This is a genomic window from Arsenicitalea aurantiaca (genome assembly GCF_003994485.1).
GTDB lineage: Bacteria > Pseudomonadota > Alphaproteobacteria > Rhizobiales > Devosiaceae > Arsenicitalea > Arsenicitalea aurantiaca.
On sequence record NZ_RZNJ01000009.1, the window covers coordinates 1 to 21,005 of the forward strand.

General features: G+C 67.1%; 20 protein-coding genes and 3 pseudogenes. 18 read left to right on the forward strand and 5 right to left on the reverse strand.

The features are described from left to right. The 8 genes and pseudogenes from EMQ25_RS17455 to EMQ25_RS17485 form a co-directional block, all read left to right on the forward strand. Positions 1-682 (forward strand): annotated as a pseudogene (locus tag EMQ25_RS17455) (aldehyde dehydrogenase family protein); the annotation flags it as partial. Further along, positions 681-995, forward strand: a pseudogene (locus EMQ25_RS18570) (aldehyde dehydrogenase family protein); the annotation flags it as partial. The pseudogenes EMQ25_RS17455 and EMQ25_RS18570, both read left to right, overlap by 2 nt. 295 nt (positions 996-1,290) lie before the next feature. After that, positions 1,291-1,407, forward strand: a pseudogene (locus EMQ25_RS18445) (aldehyde dehydrogenase family protein); the annotation flags it as partial. A 36-nt stretch (positions 1,408-1,443) separates the two neighbouring features. Beyond that, the gene (locus EMQ25_RS17465; protein WP_244606645.1) at positions 1,444-2,418 is read left to right on the forward strand and encodes an aldehyde dehydrogenase family protein; all 975 of its coding nucleotides are present in this window, start codon (positions 1,444-1,446) and stop codon (positions 2,416-2,418) included. 2 nt (positions 2,419-2,420) lie between these two features. Next, positions 2,421-3,767, forward strand: coding sequence for a thymidine phosphorylase (gene deoA, locus EMQ25_RS17470; protein WP_127189899.1), 1,347 nt, complete (start codon positions 2,421-2,423; stop codon positions 3,765-3,767). Beyond that, positions 3,767-4,984, forward strand: coding sequence for a phosphopentomutase (locus EMQ25_RS17475; RefSeq protein WP_127189900.1), 1,218 nt, complete (start codon positions 3,767-3,769; stop codon positions 4,982-4,984). Before deoA ends, EMQ25_RS17475 begins: the two co-directional genes overlap by 1 nt. Before the next feature lie 56 nt (positions 4,985-5,040). After that, positions 5,041-5,670 carry a uracil phosphoribosyltransferase gene (upp, locus tag EMQ25_RS17480; RefSeq protein ID WP_127189901.1) on the forward strand — a complete coding sequence of 210 codons (630 nt, stop codon included), beginning with the start codon at positions 5,041-5,043 and terminating at the stop codon, positions 5,668-5,670. A gap of 11 nt (positions 5,671-5,681) precedes the next feature. Continuing rightward, a complete protein-coding gene (locus tag EMQ25_RS17485) occupies positions 5,682-6,893 on the forward strand; it encodes a BaiN/RdsA family NAD(P)/FAD-dependent oxidoreductase (protein WP_127189902.1) in 1,212 nt (403 codons plus the stop codon). Here the strand turns inward: EMQ25_RS17485 and EMQ25_RS17490 are convergent, their stop codons facing one another. After that, positions 6,894-7,511: an HAD family hydrolase gene (locus tag EMQ25_RS17490; RefSeq protein ID WP_127189903.1), complete on the reverse strand. Its 618-nt coding sequence runs from the start codon at positions 7,509-7,511 to the stop codon at positions 6,894-6,896. It lies immediately after the preceding gene. A 75-nt stretch (positions 7,512-7,586) separates the two neighbouring features. Next, the gene (locus EMQ25_RS17495; RefSeq protein ID WP_127189904.1) at positions 7,587-8,048 is read right to left on the reverse strand and encodes a pilus assembly protein N-terminal domain-containing protein; all 462 of its coding nucleotides are present in this window, start codon (positions 8,046-8,048) and stop codon (positions 7,587-7,589) included. Between the two features lie 316 nt (positions 8,049-8,364). Here EMQ25_RS17495 and EMQ25_RS17500 point away from each other — a divergent pair, with 316 nt between their 5' ends. The 9 genes from EMQ25_RS17500 to EMQ25_RS17540 all read left to right on the forward strand — a co-directional run bounded on the left by EMQ25_RS17500 (position 8,365) and on the right by EMQ25_RS17540 (position 16,586). After that, positions 8,365-8,556, forward strand: coding sequence for a Flp family type IVb pilin (locus EMQ25_RS17500; protein WP_127189905.1), 192 nt, complete (start codon positions 8,365-8,367; stop codon positions 8,554-8,556). A 118-nt stretch (positions 8,557-8,674) separates the two neighbouring features. Continuing rightward, the gene (locus EMQ25_RS17505; RefSeq protein ID WP_127189906.1) at positions 8,675-8,866 is read left to right on the forward strand and encodes a Flp family type IVb pilin; all 192 of its coding nucleotides are present in this window, start codon (positions 8,675-8,677) and stop codon (positions 8,864-8,866) included. A gap of 5 nt (positions 8,867-8,871) precedes the next feature. Beyond that, positions 8,872-9,375, forward strand: a complete 504-nt coding sequence (locus EMQ25_RS17510; RefSeq protein ID WP_127189907.1) for an A24 family peptidase — start codon at positions 8,872-8,874, stop codon at positions 9,373-9,375. A 122-nt stretch (positions 9,376-9,497) separates the two neighbouring features. After that, on the forward strand, positions 9,498-10,415 hold the full coding sequence (cpaB, locus tag EMQ25_RS17515; RefSeq protein ID WP_127189908.1) for a Flp pilus assembly protein CpaB: 918 nt from the start codon (positions 9,498-9,500) through the stop codon (positions 10,413-10,415). 9 nt (positions 10,416-10,424) lie between these two features. Further along, complete coding sequence (locus EMQ25_RS17520; RefSeq protein ID WP_127189909.1) at positions 10,425-11,798, forward strand: type II and III secretion system protein family protein; 1,374 nt, start codon at positions 10,425-10,427, stop codon at positions 11,796-11,798. 30 nt (positions 11,799-11,828) lie between these two features. After that, on the forward strand, positions 11,829-13,106 hold the full coding sequence (locus tag EMQ25_RS17525; RefSeq protein ID WP_244606640.1) for a CpaE/TadZ family protein: 1,278 nt from the start codon (positions 11,829-11,831) through the stop codon (positions 13,104-13,106). 23 nt (positions 13,107-13,129) lie between these two features. After that, complete coding sequence (locus EMQ25_RS17530) at positions 13,130-14,602, forward strand: TadA family conjugal transfer-associated ATPase (protein ID WP_127189910.1); 1,473 nt, start codon at positions 13,130-13,132, stop codon at positions 14,600-14,602. A gap of 6 nt (positions 14,603-14,608) precedes the next feature. After that, complete coding sequence (locus tag EMQ25_RS17535; protein WP_127189911.1) at positions 14,609-15,592, forward strand: type II secretion system F family protein; 984 nt, start codon at positions 14,609-14,611, stop codon at positions 15,590-15,592. A 10-nt stretch (positions 15,593-15,602) separates the two neighbouring features. Continuing rightward, complete coding sequence (locus EMQ25_RS17540; RefSeq protein ID WP_127189912.1) at positions 15,603-16,586, forward strand: type II secretion system F family protein; 984 nt, start codon at positions 15,603-15,605, stop codon at positions 16,584-16,586. 10 nt (positions 16,587-16,596) lie between these two features. On the opposite strand, the gene EMQ25_RS17545 is transcribed toward EMQ25_RS17540, so the two are convergent. Next, a complete protein-coding gene (locus EMQ25_RS17545) occupies positions 16,597-17,370 on the reverse strand; it encodes a tetratricopeptide repeat protein (RefSeq protein WP_158626136.1) in 774 nt (257 codons plus the stop codon). 187 nt (positions 17,371-17,557) lie between these two features. On the opposite strand from EMQ25_RS17545, the gene EMQ25_RS17550 reads away from it, so the two are divergent. Continuing rightward, positions 17,558-18,910, forward strand: a complete 1,353-nt coding sequence (locus EMQ25_RS17550; protein WP_127189914.1) for a leucyl aminopeptidase family protein — start codon at positions 17,558-17,560, stop codon at positions 18,908-18,910. A gap of 21 nt (positions 18,911-18,931) precedes the next feature. Here the strand turns inward: EMQ25_RS17550 and EMQ25_RS17555 are convergent, their stop codons facing one another. After that, entirely contained in the window at positions 18,932-19,873 is a 942-nt protein-coding gene (locus EMQ25_RS17555; protein WP_127189915.1) for a 2-hydroxyacid dehydrogenase, read from the reverse strand. A 109-nt stretch (positions 19,874-19,982) separates the two neighbouring features. Next, entirely contained in the window at positions 19,983-20,912 is a 930-nt protein-coding gene (locus EMQ25_RS17560; RefSeq protein ID WP_158626137.1) for a c-type cytochrome, read from the reverse strand. Positions 20,913-21,005: the final 93 nt, after the last annotated feature.

A 21,005-nucleotide genomic window follows, 5' to 3' on the forward strand; every position in this document is an offset into this window, starting at 1 on the left:
CGAGACGCGCTTTCCCGATCACGAGCCCCATGGGGTGTGCGGGCAGATCATCCCGTGGAACTTCCCGCTGCTGATGCTGGCCTGGAAAGTGGCCCCGGCGCTTGCGGCGGGCAATTGCGTGGTGCTCAAGCCCGCCGAGTTCACCTCGCTGAGCGCGCTGCTGTTTGCCGAGCTGACGGTGAAGGCGGGCCTGCCCAAGGGCGTCTTCAACCTCGTGACGGGCGCGGGGGAGACCGGCGAGGCGCTCGTCGGCCATCGGGGCGTCGACAAGATCGCCTTTACCGGTTCGACCGAAGTGGGCAAGGCCATCCGCGAGGCGACCGCGGGGACGGGCAAGGCGCTGACACTCGAGCTCGGGGGCAAGAGCCCCTATCTCGTCTTCGAGGATGCTGATCTCGACAGCGCCGTCGAGGGGCTCGTGGATGCGATCTGGTTCAACCAGGGGCAGGTGTGCTGCGCCGGCTCACGGCTTCTGGTGCAGGAGAGCATCGAGGCGGCTTTCCTCGACCGGCTGCGGGCGCGCATGGCGAGCCTGCGGGTGGGGGATCCGCTCGACAAGTCGATCGACATCGGGGCGCTGGTGGCGCCGGTGCAGGTGGCGCGGGTCCGGGATCTGCTCGCCCGGGGCGCGGCCGAAGGCGCGACGCTGCACGAGCCGGACTGCGCNCAACCAGGGGCAGGTGTGCTGCGCCGGCTCACGGCTTCTGGTGCAGGAGAGCATCGAGGCGGCTTTCCTCGACCGGCTGCGGGCGCGCATGGCGAGCCTGCGGGTGGGGGATCCGCTCGACAAGTCGATCGACATCGGGGCGCTGGTGGCGCCGGTGCAGGTGGCGCGGGTCCGGGATCTGCTCGCCCGGGGCGCGGCCGAAGGCGCGACGCTGCACGAGCCGGACTGCGCGCTCCCCGAGGGCGGCTGCTTCATGCGCCCGGTGCTGGTCACCGACGTGTCCCCGGCCAACAGCCTGGTGGCCGAGGAGGTGTTCGGGCCGGTGCTGGTGGCGATGAGCTTCCGCACCCCCGAAGAGGCGGTGGCGCTGGCCAACAACACCCGCTACGGGCTGGCCGCGACGGTGTGGACCGAGAACGTCAACCTTGCGCTCGACATCGCGCCCCGGCTCAAGGCCGGGGTGGTGTGGATCAACGGCACCAATTTCTTCGATGCCGGGGTGGGGTTCGGGGGCTATCGGGAGAGCGGCTATGGCCGCGAGGGCGGGCAGGAGGGCATGACCGCCTATCTGCGCCCGCGCTGGGAAGCGGCGCTGCGGGCCGGACCCGATACTGCNCGCGACGGTGTGGACCGAGAACGTCAACCTTGCGCTCGACATCGCGCCCCGGCTCAAGGCCGGGGTGGTGTGGATCAACGGCACCAATTTCTTCGATGCCGGGGTGGGGTTCGGGGGCTATCGGGAGAGCGGCTATGGCCGCGAGGGCGGGCAGGAGGGCATGACCGCCTATCTGCGCCCGCGCTGGGAAGCGGCGCTGCGGGCCGGACCCGATACTGCAGACGATGCCGGGGGCCCGGCGGCAGAGCCTGCCGATCCTCTGGCCCATAACGTGCCGGCTCCGGCCGCGTCCGGGCTCGACCGTACGGCCAAGCTCTATATCGGGGGCAGGCAGGTGCGGCCGGACGGGGGCTATTCCCGCCCGGTGCTCGGCCCGGACGGCGCCCTTGTGGGCGAGGTCGGGGAGGCCAATCGCAAGGATGTGCGCAATGCGGTGGAAAAGGCGCGTCCCGCCGCTGCCGCCTGGGGCGCGGCGAGCGGGCATGCGCGCGCGCAGATCCTCTACTTCCTTGCCGAGAACCTCGACTACCGGCGCGAGGAGTTCGCCCGGCGCCTCACCGCGCAGACCGGGGCGGATGCCGGGGCGGCGGAGGCCGAAGTGACCGCCGCGATCGACCGGCTCTTCGTGTTCGCCGGCTGGGCCGACAAGTATGAGGGGGTGGTGCACAACCCGCCCATGCGCGCCGTCGCGGCGGCCATGGTGGAGCCCCTGGGGGTGATCGGCATCGTCGCGCCGCGCCGCCAGCCGCTCCTCGGCGCAGTGGCGCTCCTCGCCCCGGCGCTCGCCATGGGCAATGCGGCGGTGCTCGTGCCCTCCGACACCGCACCACTCTCGATGACCGATTTCTACCAGCTGCTCGAGACCTCCGACGTGCCCGGCGGCGTGCTCAACATCCTCACCGGCGATCCGATTGCGCTGGGGCGCACGCTCGCCGAGCATGACGGGGTCGAAGCCCTCTGGTATTGCGGCCCCCAAGCCGGCGTCGCCCCCCTCGAACGCGCCTCGACCGGCAACCTCAAACAGACCTGGACCGCACCCCAGGCCGACCTCTCCGACCCCGCCCGCTTCGAAACCCAATACCTCCTCCAAAAGGCAACCCAGATCAAAAATATCTGGATCCCATACGGAGCATGATAATGGCCTTTCTCCCGCAGGAAATCATCGCAAGGAAGCGCGACGGCCACGTCCTCGCTGCCTCCGAGATCGCAGCCTTCATCGACGGCTTCGCCAAGGGCACGGTCTCAGACGCGCAGGCGGCGGCCTTTGCCATGGCGGTCTTCTTCAACGGCATGGAGATGGACGAGCGGGTGGCCCTCACCCTCGCCATGCGCGACAGCGGCAGCGTGCTCGACTGGTCGAGCCTCGACGGACCCGTCGCCGACAAGCACTCCACCGGCGGCGTTGGAGACAATGTCTCGCTCATGCTGGCCCCCATCCTCGCGGCGTGCGGGGTCTACGTCCCCATGATCTCTGGGCGGGGCCTTGGCCATACCGGCGGTACGCTCGACAAGTTCGATGCCATTCCGGGCTATCAGACGAGCCCGGACAATGCCCTCTTTTCGCGCGTCGTGCGCGAAGTGGGCTGCGCGATCATCGGCCAGACTGCCGATCTCGCCCCGGCGGACAAGGCCCTCTACGCGATCCGCGACGTGACCGGAACGGTCGAATCCATCCCGCTCATCACCGCCTCGATCCTCTCCAAGAAGCTTGCCGCGGGCCTCGGGGCGCTCGTGCTCGACGTCAAGTCCGGATCGGGTGCCTTCATGGCGACGCTCGAGCAATCCCGAGCCCTCGCCGAGAGCCTCGTGAGCGTGGCGAACGGGGCGGGCCTGCCGACGCGCGCGCTGCTCACCGACATGAATGAACCCCTCGCAAGCGCCGCCGGCAACGCCATCGAAATGCAGAATGCAGTCGATTTCCTGACCGGCGCACATCGCGACCTGCGGCTCGCGGAGGTGACGCTGGCCCTGGCCGCCATGACGCTCGAGATGACCGGAATTGCAGAAGACCCCTCCGCCGCCCGTACCATGGCCGAACGCGCCCTTGCGAGCGGACAGGCGATCGAGCGCTTTTCGGCAATGGTCGCGGCCCTCGGCGGGCCGGCCGATTTCGTCGAGAGATCAGGAACATACCTCGCAGCCTCGCCGATCGTCCGGGATATTGCGGCGGAGAGGCATGGTCATGTGGTCGCGATCGACACCCGGGGTGTTGGCATGGCGGTCGTCGCGCTTGGCGGGGGGCGGCGGCTACCGACCGACAGGATCGACCACGCGGTCGGGTTCGACAGGCTTGCAGGCCTTGGCCAGACGCTCGAGCCTGGCATGCCACTGGCGCGCATCCATGCCCGGGACGAGGCGAGCGCCGAGGAAGCGGAACGCCGGCTGCGGGCGGCCTATCGTCTAGGGGAGACGCCGCCCGACCCCCATCCCCTCATTGCCGGGATGATCGGCCCGAGCATCGTCGACGCCGAGGAAAAGCCCTGATGCCCCGCGCCATTCTCTGCATTCTCGACAGTGTCGGCATAGGCGGGGCGCCAGATGCCGCGGCCTATGGCGATGCGGGCGCCGATACGCTGGGCCATATCGCCGAAGCCTGCGCGGAGGGGCGCGGGGACCGTGAAGGGCTGAGGCGCGGGCCGCTCCAGCTGCCCAATCTCGATGCGCTGGGCTTGGGTGCGGCGGCAGGGCTTTCGAGCGGACACGTGCCCCCCGGGCTCTCGGATGCGGCGCGTGGCGGCCGGTTCGGGGTGGGGCGCGAGATTTCCAAGGGCAAGGACACCCCATCGGGCCATTGGGAGATCGCAGGAGTGCCGGTGCCGTTCGAGTGGGGCTATTTCCCCAGGACCGAGCCGAGCTTTCCGGACGCGCTCGTCACGGCCTTCGTCGAGCAGGCCGGCCTGCCGGGGATACTGGGGGACAAGCACGCGTCAGGCACTGAAATCATTGATGAATTGGGCGCAGAGCACATCAGGACGGGCAAGCCGATCTGCTACACCTCTGTCGATTCCGTCTTCCAGATCGCGGCCCATGAGGAGCATTTCGGGCTCGACCGGCTCTACGAGATCTGCGAGATCGCCTTTGAGCTTACGGCGCCTCTGAATATCGGCCGGGTGATCGCCAGACCCTTTGTCGGAGAGGCCTCGGGGAGCTTCAAAAGGACCGGAAACCGGCGGGATTTCGCGATTTCGCCGCCCGAGCCGACGCTGCTCGACCGCGCCGCGGAAGCGGGGCGGCAGGTCTATGCGATCGGCAAGATCTCGGACATTTTCGCGGGTTCCGGAGTGACCCACAAGATGAAGGCGACGGGGCTGATGAGCCTCTTCGACCGGACCCTCGAGGCGATGCAAATTTCACCAAAAGGTACACTAATTGTAACGAACTTTGTCGACTTCGACAGCGAGTTCGGCCATCGCCGCGACGTGCCCGGTTATGCGGCCGCACTTGAGGCGTTCGACCGCCGGGTTCCCGAACTGATCGCGGCGATGGCCGAGGACGACCTCGTCGTATTCACCGCCGATCATGGCAACGATCCGACCTGGACCGGAACCGATCATACCCGCGAGCAGGTGCCGATCCTGATGTTTTCCCCAGCCCTGAGCCGGGGCGAGATTGGCATCCGCACCGGCTTGTCGGATATTGGCGAGACCGTCGCGCACTGGCTCGGGCTCGCGGCAGGGCGGCATGGCCGCAGCGTCCTCTAAGACAGGCATTCGCTGCCCCGACGGCCGGGCGGCATAACGGGCAAAATGGGGCATCAATGCAGAACGTCACCGTCGTCGACCACCCGCTGATCCAGCACAAGCTGACCCTGATGCGCGACAGGGAAACCTCGATCGCCGGCTTCCGGCGGCTCTTGCGCGAGATCGCGCATCTGCTCTGCTACGAGGTCACGCGGGATCTCGAGCTCGAGATGATCCCGATCGAGACCCCGATGCAGCCGATGCAGTCCCCGACGCTGAAGGGCAAGAAGCTCGTCTTCGCCTCGATCCTGAGGGCCGGCAACGGGCTGCTCGAGGGCATGCTCGACCTCGTGCCGGCCGCGCGCGTCGCCCATATCGGGCTCTATCGGGACCACGACACGCTCCAGCCCATCGAATACTATTTCAAGGCGCCGTCGAACCTCGAGGACCGGCTGATCATCGTCGTTGATCCGATGCTGGCGACGGCCAATTCGGCGATCGCTGCTGTCGAGAAGCTCAAGGAACGCGGGGCGGACAAGCTGCGCTTCCTCTGCCTGCTCGCCGCGCCCGAGGGCGTCGAGAAGTTCAGCCGCGCCCATCCCGACGTGCCGATCTTCACCGCCGCGATCGATGAGCACCTCAACGAGAAGGGCTACATCATTCCCGGCCTTGGGGATGCGGGCGACCGCATGTACGGGACGAAGTAGCGGCCGCTGCGATGGCGCCCGCAAGCTTCGATACGATCGTGCTGGGCGCCGGCGCGGCGGGGATGATGTGCGCGATCCATGCTGCGGGGCGCGGCGGGCGCGTGCTCGTCATCGACCATGCCCGAGCGCCGGGTGAGAAGATCCGCATTTCGGGCGGCGGGCGGTGCAATTTCACCAATACCGGCACGAGTGCCAAGAGCTTCCTCTCCGGGAACCCGCATTTCGCCAAATCGGCGCTCGGGCGCTATGGCGCTGCCGATTTCGTGCGGATGGTGGAGCGGCACACCATTCCCTATCACGAAAAGACGCTCGGCCAGCTCTTCTGCGACCGCTCGGCCAAGGACATCATCGCCATGCTGCTCGACGAGATGGCGGCGGTCGGGGTCGAGCTGCGGCTCGGCACGCGGCTCGAAACGATCGCGCGCACCGAGGCGGGCTTTCAGATCGGGCTCGAAGGGGAGGGTGCGGGACCGGTCCGGGCTTCGCACTTCGTCGTTGCGAGCGGCGGCAAATCCATTCCGAAAATGGGGGCGAGCGGGATCGGCTATCAGCTCGCCGAGCGCTTCGGGCTCGCCGTGACCGAAACGCGTCCGGGGCTCGTGCCGCTCACCTTCGGGGACGACGTGATGGCGGGGTTCCGCGATCTCGCCGGGGTCGCGGTGGATGCGCGCGTCTCCTGCGGCAAGACCGGCTTCGAGGAGGCGCTGCTCTTCACCCATCGCGGGCTTTCGGGGCCGGCAATCCTCCAGATCTCCTCCTATTGGCGCGAGCGCCAGCCGATTTCGATCGCGCTTCTTCCCCAAGGGGACCTCGCCGACAGATTGCTGCGCGCCAAGCACGAGCAATCGCGCAAGGCAATCGGCACGGTCCTTGCCGAATTGCTGCCGCGCCGGCTCGCCAGCCATCTGGCGGAGGCCCATGGCTGGACCGGCCCGATCGGCGAGGCAACGGACAAGGGGCTGCGGGCCATTGCGGCCCGGCTCGGCCAGTGGAGGCTGCAGCCCACCGGCACCGAAGGCTACCGGACTGCGGAGGTGACGCTGGGCGGGGTCGGCACGGCAGGGCTCGATGCGCGGACCATGGAAGCCCGGAACGTGCCGGGCCTCTATTTCATCGGGGAGGTGGTCGATGTCACCGGCTGGCTCGGCGGCTACAATTTCCAATGGGCCTGGTCGTCCGGCTGGGCAGCCGGAACCGCCATTGCCGAACGGGGCGCCCCCTGATCAGCCTTCGAGCGGTAGGCCGTAGCTGATGAGCTCGGCCCTGAGGGCTGCGGGATCGGAGAAATGGATCGCGCTCATGCCTACGGCACGGGCGGAAACCACATTGGCTTCGTTGTCGTCGATGAAGACGCAGGATTCGGGGGCGAGGCCATAGCGCTCGCAAAAGAGCCGGAAGATGCGCGGATCGGGCTTCACCATCTTTTCGAGCCCCGAGACGACGACGCCGTCGAATTTTTCGAGGAAGGGCCAGTCCGGAAGCACCGAAACCCATTTCTCCCATGAGAAATTGGTGATGGCGAAAGTGGGGATTTCGGCGGCCACCAGCTCGTCGTGAATGGCGACGGTGCCGTCGATGAACCCGCCAATGGTCTCGCGCCAGCGCGTGTCATAGGCCGAAATCTCGCGCCAATAGCGCGGATGGCGGGTGATGAGCCGCGCAACACCTTCGGCATAGATGTCCCCGGCGTCGAATTCGAGGTTCCAGTCGAGCGTGCAGATCTGCTCGCCGAACCATTGCGCCTCCTCCTCGGTCTCGAAGAGCTTGCGGAAGAGATATTGGGGGTTCCAGTCGACGAAGACGCCGCCGAGATCGAAAACGGGAACGAGCGGTTCGGACATGACGCGGCTTCCGGGGCTGGGTGCGGGTGCCCGGCTATCGCATGCGGTCCGCGCCGCGGCAAGCCCGGCCCGTGCTCAGCGCGGCGCGATGCTTTCGACGAGCGTGCGCGAGGTGACCTGATCGGTGGTGAAGGGCACGGTGTCGCCCAGCATGATCATAGGCGCGCAGGAGGGGGCGCAGGAGAGGCTCACGCGGTTCGCACCCTCGAAGACGGTGACGATATCGGTCTGGGCCTGGATCACCTGAATTGTGGTGTCTGCGATGGGATCGCCCGCATCGTTGAGGACGATGAGATTGGTCTGGCCGTAACTCTTGCCGGTCAGCACCAGCGTCTGGGGGTCCTGGATGGTGACGTCGGCGACCCCCGGATTGCCGATGATCACGGTCGAGGCCGGCGCATCGACCCTGAGCACACGGGCCATGTTGACCTTGACCGAGATCGGCATGGACTGCGCCATCGCCGCCGGCGCCTCGAAAAGCGGCAGGCCGAGCGGGAGGAGGATGGCGAGGGCAAGGGCGTGGCGCTTGAGCGGCATGGACGTCCCGGGGGCTTGAATCTGCTCATCATCCTGACCGCGAATGGTGAACAATTGGCAAACGGGCCTGCAGGGGCGGGAGCGGCCTATACTTTGCGTCAACCAGATTGTCCGAATTGGTACGCTCGCCCAACAAGTTAAACTTGCAACGAACGGCTTAGAGATCCGGTAAGCATATGAAAGTGAAGCGTTTTTCGGCCTCGAGGGGCCAGTTCCTTTAACGCTTATTCAAGATGTGCGCCGTAGTTTGGCCCCAAGTTCGATGAGTGACGGATCGAACGATGTGTCACCAGAGTGATTGTGCAAGGAGCCTAGAATGACCAAGTTCACCAAGTTTCTGAAGGACGAGTCCGGCGCGACCGCCATCGAATATGGCCTGATCGCCGCCCTGATCGCCGTGGCGATCATTGCAGCGGTATCCATCCTTGGCGGTGGTCTCCGCGAGACCTTTGAGAGCATCAATACCGAGCTCGGCTTCGAAGCGGACACGCCTCCGGTAGGCGAGTAATCTATCAAACAGCGGAAGGGCCCTGAGCACTCAGGGCCCTTCCTTCGACCTACCAAGATGAAGTTGGCTATTGGTGCGCGTTCCCCGCGTGAACGCATTTTGAGCAAGGTGAACCAGGATGATCGACGGCAAGTCTAGATCCCTGGTGCAGGACCAGTCTGGCGCCACCGCAATCGAGTACGCGCTGATCGCTTCGCTGCTCTCGATCGTCATCCTCGGCGCAGTGTTCGTGCTCGGCAACGGGCTTGCCGGCACCTATGAAATGGTGCGTGACGAAGTCGTGGCGGTCACGCCCGCGCCCGGGCAGTGACCCCGATGGTGTCCGCTGCGCTTCTCCTTTTTTTTCCCCTGGTGATGGCGTTCGCCGCCTCGTCCGATCTTCTCACCATGCGGATCTCCAACCGGCTCGTGCTGCTGCTCGTCGTCGGTTTCTTCCCCGTGGCGCTCGTTGTCGGCATGCCGTTCGGCGAGATCGGGCTGCATGTGCTTGCCGGACTTGCCGTGCTGGCGCTCACCTTCGGGCTTTTCTCGATGGGCTGGATCGGGGGCGGGGACGCCAAGCTGGCCGCGGCTACCGCGCTCTGGCTCGGCTTTTCGGGCACGGCGGCCTATCTCCTCTATGCTGCGGTCTTCGGGGGAGTACTGACCCTCATCCTGTTGCGTCTGCGCACGCTACCGCTCACCCCCTTCATTGCCCGGCATGACTGGATCGCGCGTCTTCACGACAGGGCGACCGGCGTGCCCTATGGCATCGCGCTCGCGATCGCGGCGATGATGGTCTATTCCCAGACGGCGATCTTCGCCGGGCTTTCGGCCTGAGGCTCACCAAGCCTTAACCCTTTCTGCAAAGCTCCGATTAACCAAACCTTGACCGTTTGCGCCCCATTATCGGGACGTTGAGGCTCGGGCCATCGCGCCCATAGCCGGTCGGAGTTCGGTTGATGAAACCTGCGCGTATCCTGCTCTTGCTGATCGCCATCGCGGCGGGTGGACTTGCCGCCTGGCTCGCGACGCGCGGCGACCGGCCGGAACCGGAAACCACCATCGTCACCGAAGTGCGCGAGGAGCCGCGCACGCAGATCCTCGTGGCGAGCCGCGCCATCGGGGTGGGCGAGCGGCTGCGCCCCGAAATGCTCTCCTGGCAGGACTGGCCCGAAGGCGCGGTGCGGCCCGAATATGTGACGGTTTCGGCGAACCCCGAGGCGCGCGAGGAGCTGACCAATACCGTTGCGCGTTTCGAGATCTTCATCGGCGAGCCGATCCGCGAACAGAAGCTCGTGCGCTCGGATCAGGGCTATCTCTCCGCGGTGCTCGAGCAGGGCAAGCGCGGCGTTTCGATCGGGGTGACGCCGGCCTCGGGCTCGGGCGGCTTCATCGTTCCCAACGACCGGGTGGACGTGGTGCTGACGCGCTCGACCCCGGCGGGGGAGATTTCCGAGACCATTCTTCAGAACGTCAAGGTGCTGGCGCTGGGCGCCCGGCTGGGGGAAACCGGCACGACCGGTGCGCCGGCCGACCCCAACAATCCGCGCGCCGAGATGTTTGCCGGCGCGACCATCGCGACGCTCGAACTCGATCCGCGCCAGAGCGAGGCGGTGATCAACGCGGCGGCCATCGGCCAGCTCTCGCTGGTGCTGCGCTCGATCATCGATTTTCGCGAGGAGACGCAGGGCGCCGTCGCGCAGCGCCAGACCAGCCAGTCCATCCGCGTGATCCGCTACGGGCAGGATACGAACGTGCGCGCCAATGCCCGCGTGCTGCCGCCGCAGGAGCCGCTGGCCGTGCCGGCAGCCGATGCGCCCGCGCTCTCCGACCCCGCCAATGCCATTGCGGTGCCCGCCGCAGCACCAGCCCAATAGAGGCCACCCATGCCCGATACCAGAAGGCTTTCCGGTTCTCAAAAGCTGCGGCGCACATTTGCGGCGGTCGCGCTCGGAACGCTCGCCACGCTGGGCGGGACGGCGGCGGCCCATGCCCAATATAGCCCCACCCATCTGCGCGTCGGGCAGACCGCCTACGGGGCGACCCAGTACGTCTCGGTGGGCGTCGACAAATCGCTGATCGTCGACCTGCCCGCCGACGCGCGCGAGGTGATCGTCTCCCAGCCCGGTGTCGCGGGGGCCATCATGCGCTCGGCACGGCGCGCGATCATCCAGGGGTCGCAGCCGGGAGACACCAACATCTTCTTTCTCGACGGGGCCGGCCAGCCGATCTCGGTGATCGAGGTCTCGGTGACCGGCGCTTCGAGCACGCTCGCGGCGACGATCAGGCGCGTGGTGCCGGGTTCGGACGTCTCGGTGCAGTCCTTCGGGGATCGCGTAGTGATTTCGGGGACGGTCGAGACCTCCGGCGAGGCCGAGCGCGTGCTGGCGGTTGCGAGCCAGTTCGTCGGCAATCCCGAGAACGTCGCCAATCTCGTGACGGTGAAGGGCTCCGAGCAGGTCATGCTGCGCGTCACCATTGCCGAGGTGCGGCGCGAGGTGACCAAGGACCTCGGCATCAACCTTTCGGGTTCGCTGAGCGTCGGGCAGGTCGATTTCGCGTTCAACAGCCAGCAGACCCCGGTCGCCAACACCAATGGCTATGGCGGGGTCTTCAACAACGGCAACCTGCGGATCGATGCGCAGTTGCGCGCGCTCGAGCAGCGCGGGGCGCTGCGCTATCTTGCCGAACCGACACTGACCGCGTTATCGGGCCAGCGGGCCGAATTCCTCGCCGGCGGCGAGCTGCCCATCCTCGTCGTGCGCGACGGGGAGACGGTGACGGACTTCAAGCCCTATGGCGTCGAGCTCTATTTCACCCCCACCATCCGGCCCAACGGGATGATCTCGATCGACATCGAGACCTCGGTGTCGGAGATCGCGGTGGGCAATGCGCTGACCAAGCGCGGCGCCAAGACCTCTGTCGAGCTGCCCGCGGGCGCGACGCTCTCGATCGGCGGGATCATCCAGGACCGGCTCGTCCACGACATCAACGCGCTGCCCGGGCTTGCCAACATCCCGATCCTCGGCGCGCTCTTCCGCAGCCGCGAATACCAGCGCAACCAGACCGAGCTCGTCATCCTCGTCACCCCCTATCTCGCGCGCCCCACCCATGAAGCGGTGGTGCTGCCGACCGACCTGATGGTGCCGGCGGGCGATGCCGAGGCGGTGTTCCTGGGGCATATCGAGAAGACCTATGGCGTCGGCCCCCACGGCATGCGCGGCGGATATTCGGGCTCGGTCGGCTTCATGCTCGACTGAGCAGCGGCACCGGGTGACAAGGAGTAGCACGTGACGAGTTTCCTCAGCAGCACCGAGACGCGGCCCGCGGGCGAGCCGCCGCTCGACGTGGCTTCGGGCGCGCGGATGATCCCGCGCATTACCATCCAGGCCTTCTGCGAGCACTCCCAGACCGCGAGCATGGTCGAGAGCGGGCTGACCGACCGGCGCATGTCCAAGGTGGCGTTGACGACCCACAATGGCGGGATCGAAGGGGCGATCGAGACCTATCGCTCCAACCCCACGCCCAACCTCATCATCATCGAGACGACGCTGCCCCCCGGCGAGATCACGCGGGCGCTGGAGCGGCTCGCCGAGGTGTGCGATGCGGCGACCCGGCTCATCGTGCTTGGGCACGTCAACGATGTCGTACTCTATCGGGAGCTCATCCGCTCGGGCGTGTCGGAATATCTCGTGCTCCCCTCGACCCCACAGGTCCTCGTGGAAGCGATCTCGGACCTCTTTGCGGCCGAGGGTGCGGCGCCTGTCGGACGCACCATCGGCTTCGTTTCGGCCAAGGGCGGCGCGGGCGGCTCGACGGTTGCCCATAACGTCGCCTGGGCGATTTCCCAATACCTGCGCCAGGACGTCTTGATCCTCGACATGGATTTCGCCTTCGGCACGGCGGGGCTCGACTTCAACCAGGATCCTCCGCACGGGCTCGCCGACGCCATCAGCGCCAGCCAGAAGATGGATGGGGTGCTGCTCGACCGGCTGATGTCGCGGGCAGCGAGCCATGTGAACCTGCTGACCGCGCCCGCAACGCTCGAGCGGACCTATGATTTCGAGGAACGCGAATTCGAGGAGGTGGTGGAGCTCGCCCAGAAGACGACGCCGGTCGTCATTCTCGACATTCCCCATTACTGGGGCGCCTGGGTGCGCCACACGCTTGCGACGGTGGACGAGGTGGTGCTGGTTGCCGAGCCGGACCTCGCCAATCTGCGCAACGCCAAGAACATCGTCGATACACTCAAGAGCCTGCGCCCCGGCGAAGCGGCGCCCGAACTGGTGCTGAACCGCGTGGGCGTGCCCAAGCGCCCCGAAATCTCACCCGCCGAATTCTCGAGCTCGATCGCCTGCCGGCTGCTCGCGCAGCTTCCCTTCGATGCCGCGGTGTTCGGGGCAGCGGCCAATAACGGGCAGATGATCGCCGAGGTCGCGTCTAGCCACAAGATCAACGAGCAGTTCCACGCGATCGGCATGCATGTCACAGGCCGGAGCGCGCCTGAAACGGCGGCGCGCAGCCAGGGCGGACGGCTCTCGACGCTCTTCAGGCGCAAGCGGGCCTGAAGTCCACCCAAGAGGCAGAACCCATGTTCGGCAGGCGGCAATCATTCGGAGGCAATACACCAGGGGTCGCGGAAGCGCCGCGTCCCCAGCCCAGCCCCGTGCGCCCCGAACGGGTGGAACAGGTCACCAAGACCATTCCCGACGGATCGCGCGGCAACGAGGTGGTGGACGTGCGCAGTGCCGAGGCGATCGCGCGCGACAAGCAGTATTTCCAGACCAAGTCGGCGATCTTCAACGCGCTGATCGATTCCATCGATCTCAGCCAGCTCGCCACCATGGACCAGGATGCCGCGCGCGAGGAAATCCGCGACATCGTCGCAGAGATCATCGCGCTCAAATCGATCGTCATGTCGATCTCCGAGCAGGAAGACCTGCTCGAGGACATCTGCAACGACGTGCTGGGCTATGGCCCGCTCGAGCCGCTGCTGGCGCGGGACGACATCGCCGACATCATGGTGAACGGCAGCCAGAAATGCTACATCGAGGTCGGTGGCAAGGTGAAGCTGACCAATGTGCGCTTCCGCGACGATGCGCACCTGATGAATGTCTGCCAGCGCATCGTCTCCCAGGTCGGCCGCCGGGTCGATGAAAGCTCCCCGATCTGCGATGCGCGCCTGCCCGATGGCAGCCGCGTCAACGTGATCGCCCCACCGCTCTCGATCGATGGCGCCGCGCTCACCATCCGCAAGTTCAAGAAGGACAAGCTGACCCTTCCCCAGCTCGTCAAATATGGCTCGATCTCGCCCGAGGGCGCCGAGGTTCTGCGCATTCTCGGACGGGTGCGTGCCAACATCCTGATTTCGGGCGGCACGGGCTCGGGCAAGACGACGCTGCTCAACTGCCTCACCGGTTTCATCGAGAAGGACGAGCGGGTCATCACCTGCGAGGATTCGGCCGAACTTCAGCTCCAGCAGCCCCATGTGGTGCGGCTCGAGACGCGTCCGCCCAATCTCGAAGGCGAGGGCGAGATCACCATGCGCGACCTCGTGCGCAACTGCCTGCGCATGCGGCCCGAACGCATAATCGTGGGCGAGGTGCGCGGACCCGAGGCCTTCGACCTCTTGCAGGCGATGAACACCGGCCATGACGGCTCGATGGGAACGCTGCACGCCAACTCGCCGCGCGAGGCGCTGAGCCGCCTTGAATCCATGATCACCATGGGCGGCTATTCGCTGCCGAGCCGCACCATTCGAGAGATGATCGTCTCCTCGATCGACGTCATCGTGCAGGCGGCGCGCCTGCGCGACGGCTCGCGCCGGATCACCCATATCTCGGAGGTGCTCGGCATGGAGGGCGAGGTGATCGTCACCCAGGACGTCTTCGTCTATGACATCACCGGCGAGGATTCCCAGGGTAATCTCCTCGGCCAGCACCGCTCGACGGGCATCACCAAGCCCCAGTTCACCGAGCGGGCGCGCTATTTCAACGAGGAAGCCAATCTGGTCGAGGCGCTCGAGCGCTCCAATCTCGAGCAGCGCGACATGCTGATCCGGTAGCGCGCCATGACCCCCATCGTGCTCGCCATACTCGCCACCGTCTGCATCGCCGCCGCCGGCTTTGCGCTGCTGCCGCAGATGCTCGGCGCCTCGCGGGCCGAGCAGCGCCTCGATGCGCTGCGCGGGGAGACGCGGCCGGCGCCTCAGCGCCGGATCAACGACGCCGAGCGCCAGCGCGAAGGGCGCCGGAAATCCGTGCAGCAGGCTCTTAAGGCGCAGGCGGACCTCGAAAAGAAGCGCCGCCGCCGCGTGCCCCTGGCCGACCTGATCTTCCAGGCCGGGATGAAGATTTCGCGCTTCGACTTCATCCGCAACCAGGTGATCTTGGGGGTGATCCTCTTCCTCCTGACAGCGGTCCTGCAGGTGCCGGTGCTATTTGCGGCGGTCTTCGGCATTGCCGGCGGGTATCTCCTCCCGAGGTTGGTTCTGGCCCAGCGTCGGCGCCGCTATCAGGACAGGTTCCTCGACGAGTTGCCCAATGCAGTCGAGGCCATCGTGCGTGGCGTGAAGTCGGGCATGCCGCTCAATGATTCGATCCGGGTCGTCGCGCGAGACGTGAAGGAGCCGGTGCGTTCGGAGTTCCAGCGCGTGCTCGACCAGCAATCGGTCGGCAAGAGCATGGCGGAGGCGGTGGAGACCCTGCTCGATCGCGTGCCGCTGCCCGAGGTCAATTTCTTCGTCGTGGTCATCACGGTCCAGCAGCAGGCCGGCGGCAATCTTTCCGAAGCGCTGGGCAATCTGGCGCGCGTGCTGCGCAACCGCAAGAAGATGAAGGACAAGGTGAAGGCCATGTCGTCTGAGGCCAAGGCCTCCGCGATGATCATCGGCTCGCTGCCCTTTGCCGTGGGCATTCTCGTCTCGCTGACGACGCCGACCTATCTCGCGCCGCTCTTTACGACCCCGCTCGGGCTTTTCTGGGTCGGGGTCGGCACGCTGATGATGCTGACGGGCATCTTCGTCATGTACCGCATGATCCAGTTCGAGATGTAGGGGCGCGGCCATGGACATCATCGCGCTCTTTACCAGTCGGGACTTTCTGATCGCCGCGCTCGCCGCCGTCTCGGCCGCCGCCGTTGTGTTCAGCATCGGGGCGAGCTTCGTGCCGAGCGGACCGGATCTGCGCGACCGGATCCGTCGGGTGGCGCTGGAGCGCGAACGGCTCCATGCCGAGCAGATGGCGCGGCTGCGGGCGGGCGAGACCAAATCGATCCGGCGCGCGCCGTCGCGCAGCTACATGCGCAGCGTGGTCGAGAAGCTGTCGCTGCAAAAGGCACTGGCGGATGAGGGCACGATCGATGCGCTGGCGCGGGCGGGTTATCGCGGGCAGGGGCCGCTCACGACCTATCTCTTCCTGCGCTTCGTGACCCCGATCGTCCTTCTGATCGTCAGCTTCCTCTATTTCGCCTTCATCATCCTGCCGCACCTGCCGCTTTTCCAGAACGCGATCTTCGCGCTTCTCGTGGGCCTCCTCGGCGCCTACCTGCCGGTGCTGCTGCTCAAGAACCAGACGATCAAGCGCCAGCAATCGATCCGCCGCGCGTGGCCCGACTGTCTCGACCTCATGCTGCTCTGCGTCGAATCGGGCATGTCGATCGAGCACGCCTTCCGGCGCGTCTCCGCCGAGATCGGCCAGCAGAGCCCGGCGCTCGCCGAGGAATTGGTGCTGACGACGGCGGAACTGTCCTTTCTCGAGGATCGCGGGCGGGCCTATGACAATCTGGGGCGCCGCACGGGGCTCGACGGGGTGCGCTCGGTGATGACGGCGCTGATCCAGTCCGATCGCTACGGCACGTCGGTCGGCCAGGCGCTGCGCGTGATGGCCGAGGAGGGGCGCGAGCAGCGCCTGATGGAGGCCGAGAAGAAGGCCGCCGCCCTGCCGCCCAAGCTGACGGTGCCGCTCATCCTGTTCTTCCTGCCGGTGCTGTTCATCGTCATCATCTCGCCCGCGATCATCCGGGTGATGGAGACCAATTTCAGCGGCTGACGCGCGGATCTCAGGCCCCTTCGATGAGCGCCCAGCGGTTCTGCTGAGTGAGGAGCGCGCGGATATAGGCCATGTTGGCCTCGACCTTTTCGGGCGGGAGTTCGGCAGCGTAGATCCGCTCGGCATCGGCAAAGCGCCCCTGCAGACCGAGCACGAGCGCAAGGTTCTGGCGCACCCGGCTCGTGGCGCGGGGGAGGGCAACGGCGCGCCGCAGATGGGTTTCGGCCGCGTCCAGCTCGTTGGTGATGGCGTGCGAGAGCCCTAGATTGGCGTGGAGCGAGGGCTCGTTGGGGGCGACAGTCAGCCCCTGGGCGTAGAGCCGCCGCGCGTCCTCGTGGCGACCCATCTGGTCGAGCACCGCGCCCTTGACGAGGAGCGCGTTCCAGTCGGGGGCCTGCGGAACTATGGCGCGTTCGACGACGGTGAGGGCCTGTTCAAACCGGCCCGCCTCGCTCAGCGCCTTGGCGAAGGCGACGCGGATCTCGCGATCCTCGGGATGGGCGGCAAGCCCCGCTTCGAGAACGGCGATCGCCTGTTCGGCCTGCCCACCGGCGCGCAGGGCGGCGGCGTAATGGATGATCACCTGCCGGTCCCGGGGACGGGCGCGGTAGCGCGCGGCAAGTTCATCGAGGCTCGCCTGCGCGGCAGGACCGCTGAGCGCGGTGTAGTCCGGAAGCGGCGTGCTCGCGCGATTGGCGGCGCACCCGGCAAGCAGCAGGGCCGAGAGGGCGATCGCGGCCGAGAGCCGGAGCTGGGGAACAAAGCGTGTGGGCGCGAGCGGCATCGGGCATTCCATCGGTTCGGCCGGGACCGGCGAGAGGCGCCGATCCCGATCCTCCGAGCAATAAATCATTAACCCTAACGTGCGGTTAAGGTGCGGGTGCGGGCGGCGCCGGGGGGCGGCGGGTGGTTGCGAGGCCTCGGGGAGGGGCGTAAACCGGAGAGACCAAACCCGCCCCCGGAAAGTCATCATGTCCATTGCTACCGCCTCTATCCCCCTCATCTGCGTGCCCGATGGGCCCGACGCGCTGGCCGCTCTGCCCGAGCGCGCCCGGCGCTGGGCGGAGGCCAATGGCTTTGCCGGCCAGCGCGGGCGGTTGCTTCCGATCCCCGATGCCGAGGGCGGGCGCGAGGGCGTGCTGTTCGGAATGGGCGGGGAGGGCGACCGGCCCGGCCTCGTGCTGGGCCTGGCAGCGGCGGCGCTGGAGCCCGGGCGCTACCGGCTCGAGGGCGCCTTCGGCGCGCCGGATCTCGCCGCGCTCGGCTTCCGGCTCGGCGCCTATCGCTTCGAGCGCTACCGGCCCGCGCGCGGCGTCGTCCTGCTCGATACGCCCGAGGGTGCAGACGAGGCGGAAGTCGAGCGGCTCGTCGATGCGGCCGTTCTCGCCCGCGATCTCATCAACACGCCCGCCAACGATCTGGGGCCCGAGGCCTTCGAGCGCGAGATCCGCGCCTTTGCAGGGCGGCACGGCATGGATGTCCGCGCGATCGTTGGGGATGAGCTGCTCGCGCAAAATTTCCCGATGATCCATGCGGTGGGGCGGGCGGCGGCCGAGGCCCCGCGGCTGCTCGATCTCTCCTGGGGGCGCGAGGGCGATCCGCGCGTGACGCTCGTGGGCAAGGGCGTGACCTTCGACACCGGCGGGCTCGACATCAAGCCGGCCGCCTCGATGCTGCTGATGAAAAAGGACATGGGCGGCGCCGCCAACGTCCTGGGTCTCGCCCATGCGGTGATGGCGGCAGGGCTCCGGGTACGGCTGCGCGTGCTGATCCCGATCGTCGAGAACGCCATTTCGGCGAGCAGCTTCCGCCCCGGCGACGTGCTGCGGTCGCGGGCGGGGATCAGCGTGGAGATCGGCAATACCGACGCGGAGGGCAGGTTGATCCTCGCCGACGCGCTGGCGCTCGCGGACGAGGAGAGCCCCGAACTCCTCATCGACATGGCAACGCTGACGGGCGCGGCGCGCGTGGCACTCGGGCCCGAACTGCCTCCGCTCTATACCGATGACGACGGGCTAGCCGAAGCCATCATGGCGGCGGGCGCCGTCTCTGACGATCCGGTCTGGCGCCTGCCGCTCTGGGCGCCCTATGCGCAAATGCTGAGCTCGCGGATCGCCGATATCAACCATGTGAGCTCGGGCGGGTTCGCCGGCTCGATCACCGCGGCGCTTTTCCTCAAACGCTTCGTGCGCCAGGCCGGGAGCTGGGCGCATCTCGACATCTTCGCCTGGGCGCCCGAAGCGCGCGCGGGCCGGCCGCAGGGTGGCACCGACCAGGCGATCCGCGCGCTCTATTTCATGCTGAAGGCGCGCTTTCCCGCCTGAGCCCGAAGTCCGGGCCGGGGCTCAATAGCCCCGGTCGCGATCCACCACATGGGGCAGCGGCTTGCCGGCGCGATGCTCGGCAATGATGCGGCTGAAATAGGCGACACCGGTGCGCTCGTTGGAGATCGCCGCGATGTGGGGCGTGATGTAGCAGTTCTCGAGCCCCCAGAGCGGGCTCTCCTGCGGGAGCGGTTCGATCTCGAAGACATCGAGGCTGGCGGCAGCAAGCGTGCCGTCGCCGAGGGCTTTGACGAGGTCCGCTTCGCGCTGGTGGCCGCCGCGGGCCGCGTTGATCACCACCGGCCCGCCTTCGAGCACGCCGCGGCGGAGCTTGCCGAAGGTCTCGTAGTTGAGAATGCCTTCGGTCTCGCCCGTCAGCGGCAGCAGATTGACGAGGATGTCGGCGCCCGAGAGGAAGTCATCGAACGTCTCGGGCCCGGCAAAGCAGGTGACGCCGGGGATCGACTTCTGGCTCCGTGCCCAGCCGCGCAGCGTGTACCCCAGCGGGGCGAGGCGCCCGAGCGCGTGCTGGCCGATGACCCCGAGACCCATGACGCCGACGGTGAGCGTGCGGGCCGAAGCGGGGTAGAGCTGGTTCCACGCCCGCGCCTTCTGGTCGGCCATGAAGCGGGTATGCAGGCGCTGGTGCATGGCGACATGGGCGACGACATAGTCGCTCATGCACTCGCTGAGCTCCTCGTCGACGAACCGCACGACCGGCGCGTCGGGGAGGGTGGGATGACGCAGCAGCCCGTCGACCCCCGCGCCGAGCGAGAGCACCGCCTTGAGCCCACTCAGGCCTTCGAAGGCGTCGGGCGTGGGCTTCCAGACGAAGATGTACTCGACCTCCGCGGGATCAAAGGCGTCGCCCCGGCGCAGGATGGGATAATCTCCGAGCTCGACCGCAAAGGCCTCGGCCCATTGGGTCTCGTCGCGTTCGTTGAGGTGCAGCAGCAGCGCCAAGTCGATGTCCTCCAGTCTGGTATGATCAGATCTGATGCCCTTAAAGACGATGGCCCGATCCACCTCAAGTGGATCGGGCCATCAAAGAGCGATTATTGCGGTTCGACGATCAGGGCGTCGTCACGGTCCGGCGACGCAGCGTGTCGACCGGAGTGCCTGCGGGCTCTGCGGCCGGTGCAGCTTCGGCAGGGACCTCCTCCGCGGGCGCGGCCTCCTCGGCAGGAGCGGCCTCTGCTGCAGGAGCCGCGGCCGGTGCGGCCTCGGCGGGCGCATCGACCTGCGGGGTGGCCTCAGGCGTGCCCGGCGCGACGACGACACCACCAGCGGGCTGACCCTGCTCGGCGGGCGTGCCCTGCACCGAAGTCTCGGGCTGCGTGGTGGTCGGGGTCTCGACGACCGACGGATCGACGAGCTCGACCGGCTCGGCGCCTTCGGACGCCTCGGGGATCGCGGCCTCTTCCTCGGCGGTCGGAGCCTCTTCGAGGGCTTCCTCGACTTCCGGGAACGGCACGGGCGAGTTCGACAGGGTCTGCAGATACGCCATGATGTCGGCGCGTTCCTCGGCGGTCCGGATGCCTGCGAAGTTCATGCGGGTGCCGGGCGCGAAATCACGCGGGGAGATCAGGAAAGCGTTGAGGTTCTCATAAGTCCAGATCTCGCCGGCTTCGCGCAGCTGATCGAACGTGTCCGAATAGTCATAGCCGGCATGGCCGCCGATCGGGTGCTCGACGGTATCCCAGAGCACGGGGCCGGCCTTGTGCGGCTCGCCCTCGCCGAAATTGTGGCACGACTGGCACTTGCGGACCGCTGCTGCGCCTGCCTCGACGCTTGCATTGGCGAGCATCACGGCAAGGGGAATCTCGGGCTCGGCTTCACCATCGGCCTCGGCCACGGCCTCGACGGGCTCGGGCAGCATGTAGCCCTGCGCGCGATCCTCGATCGGATGATAGATGGCCTCGGCCAGAAAGCCTGCACCCATCACGAACAGCAATGTCCCCAGCACGGCGCCGATGATCTTGTTGAGCTCGAAGGAATCCATAAGCGGTCTTTCTGCCTTCCGGCACTGTGATGCGATCCGTCCCTGCCGGAATGCAATGCCCTGGGGCAAGGGTCCGGCGCGCGCGGAAGATAG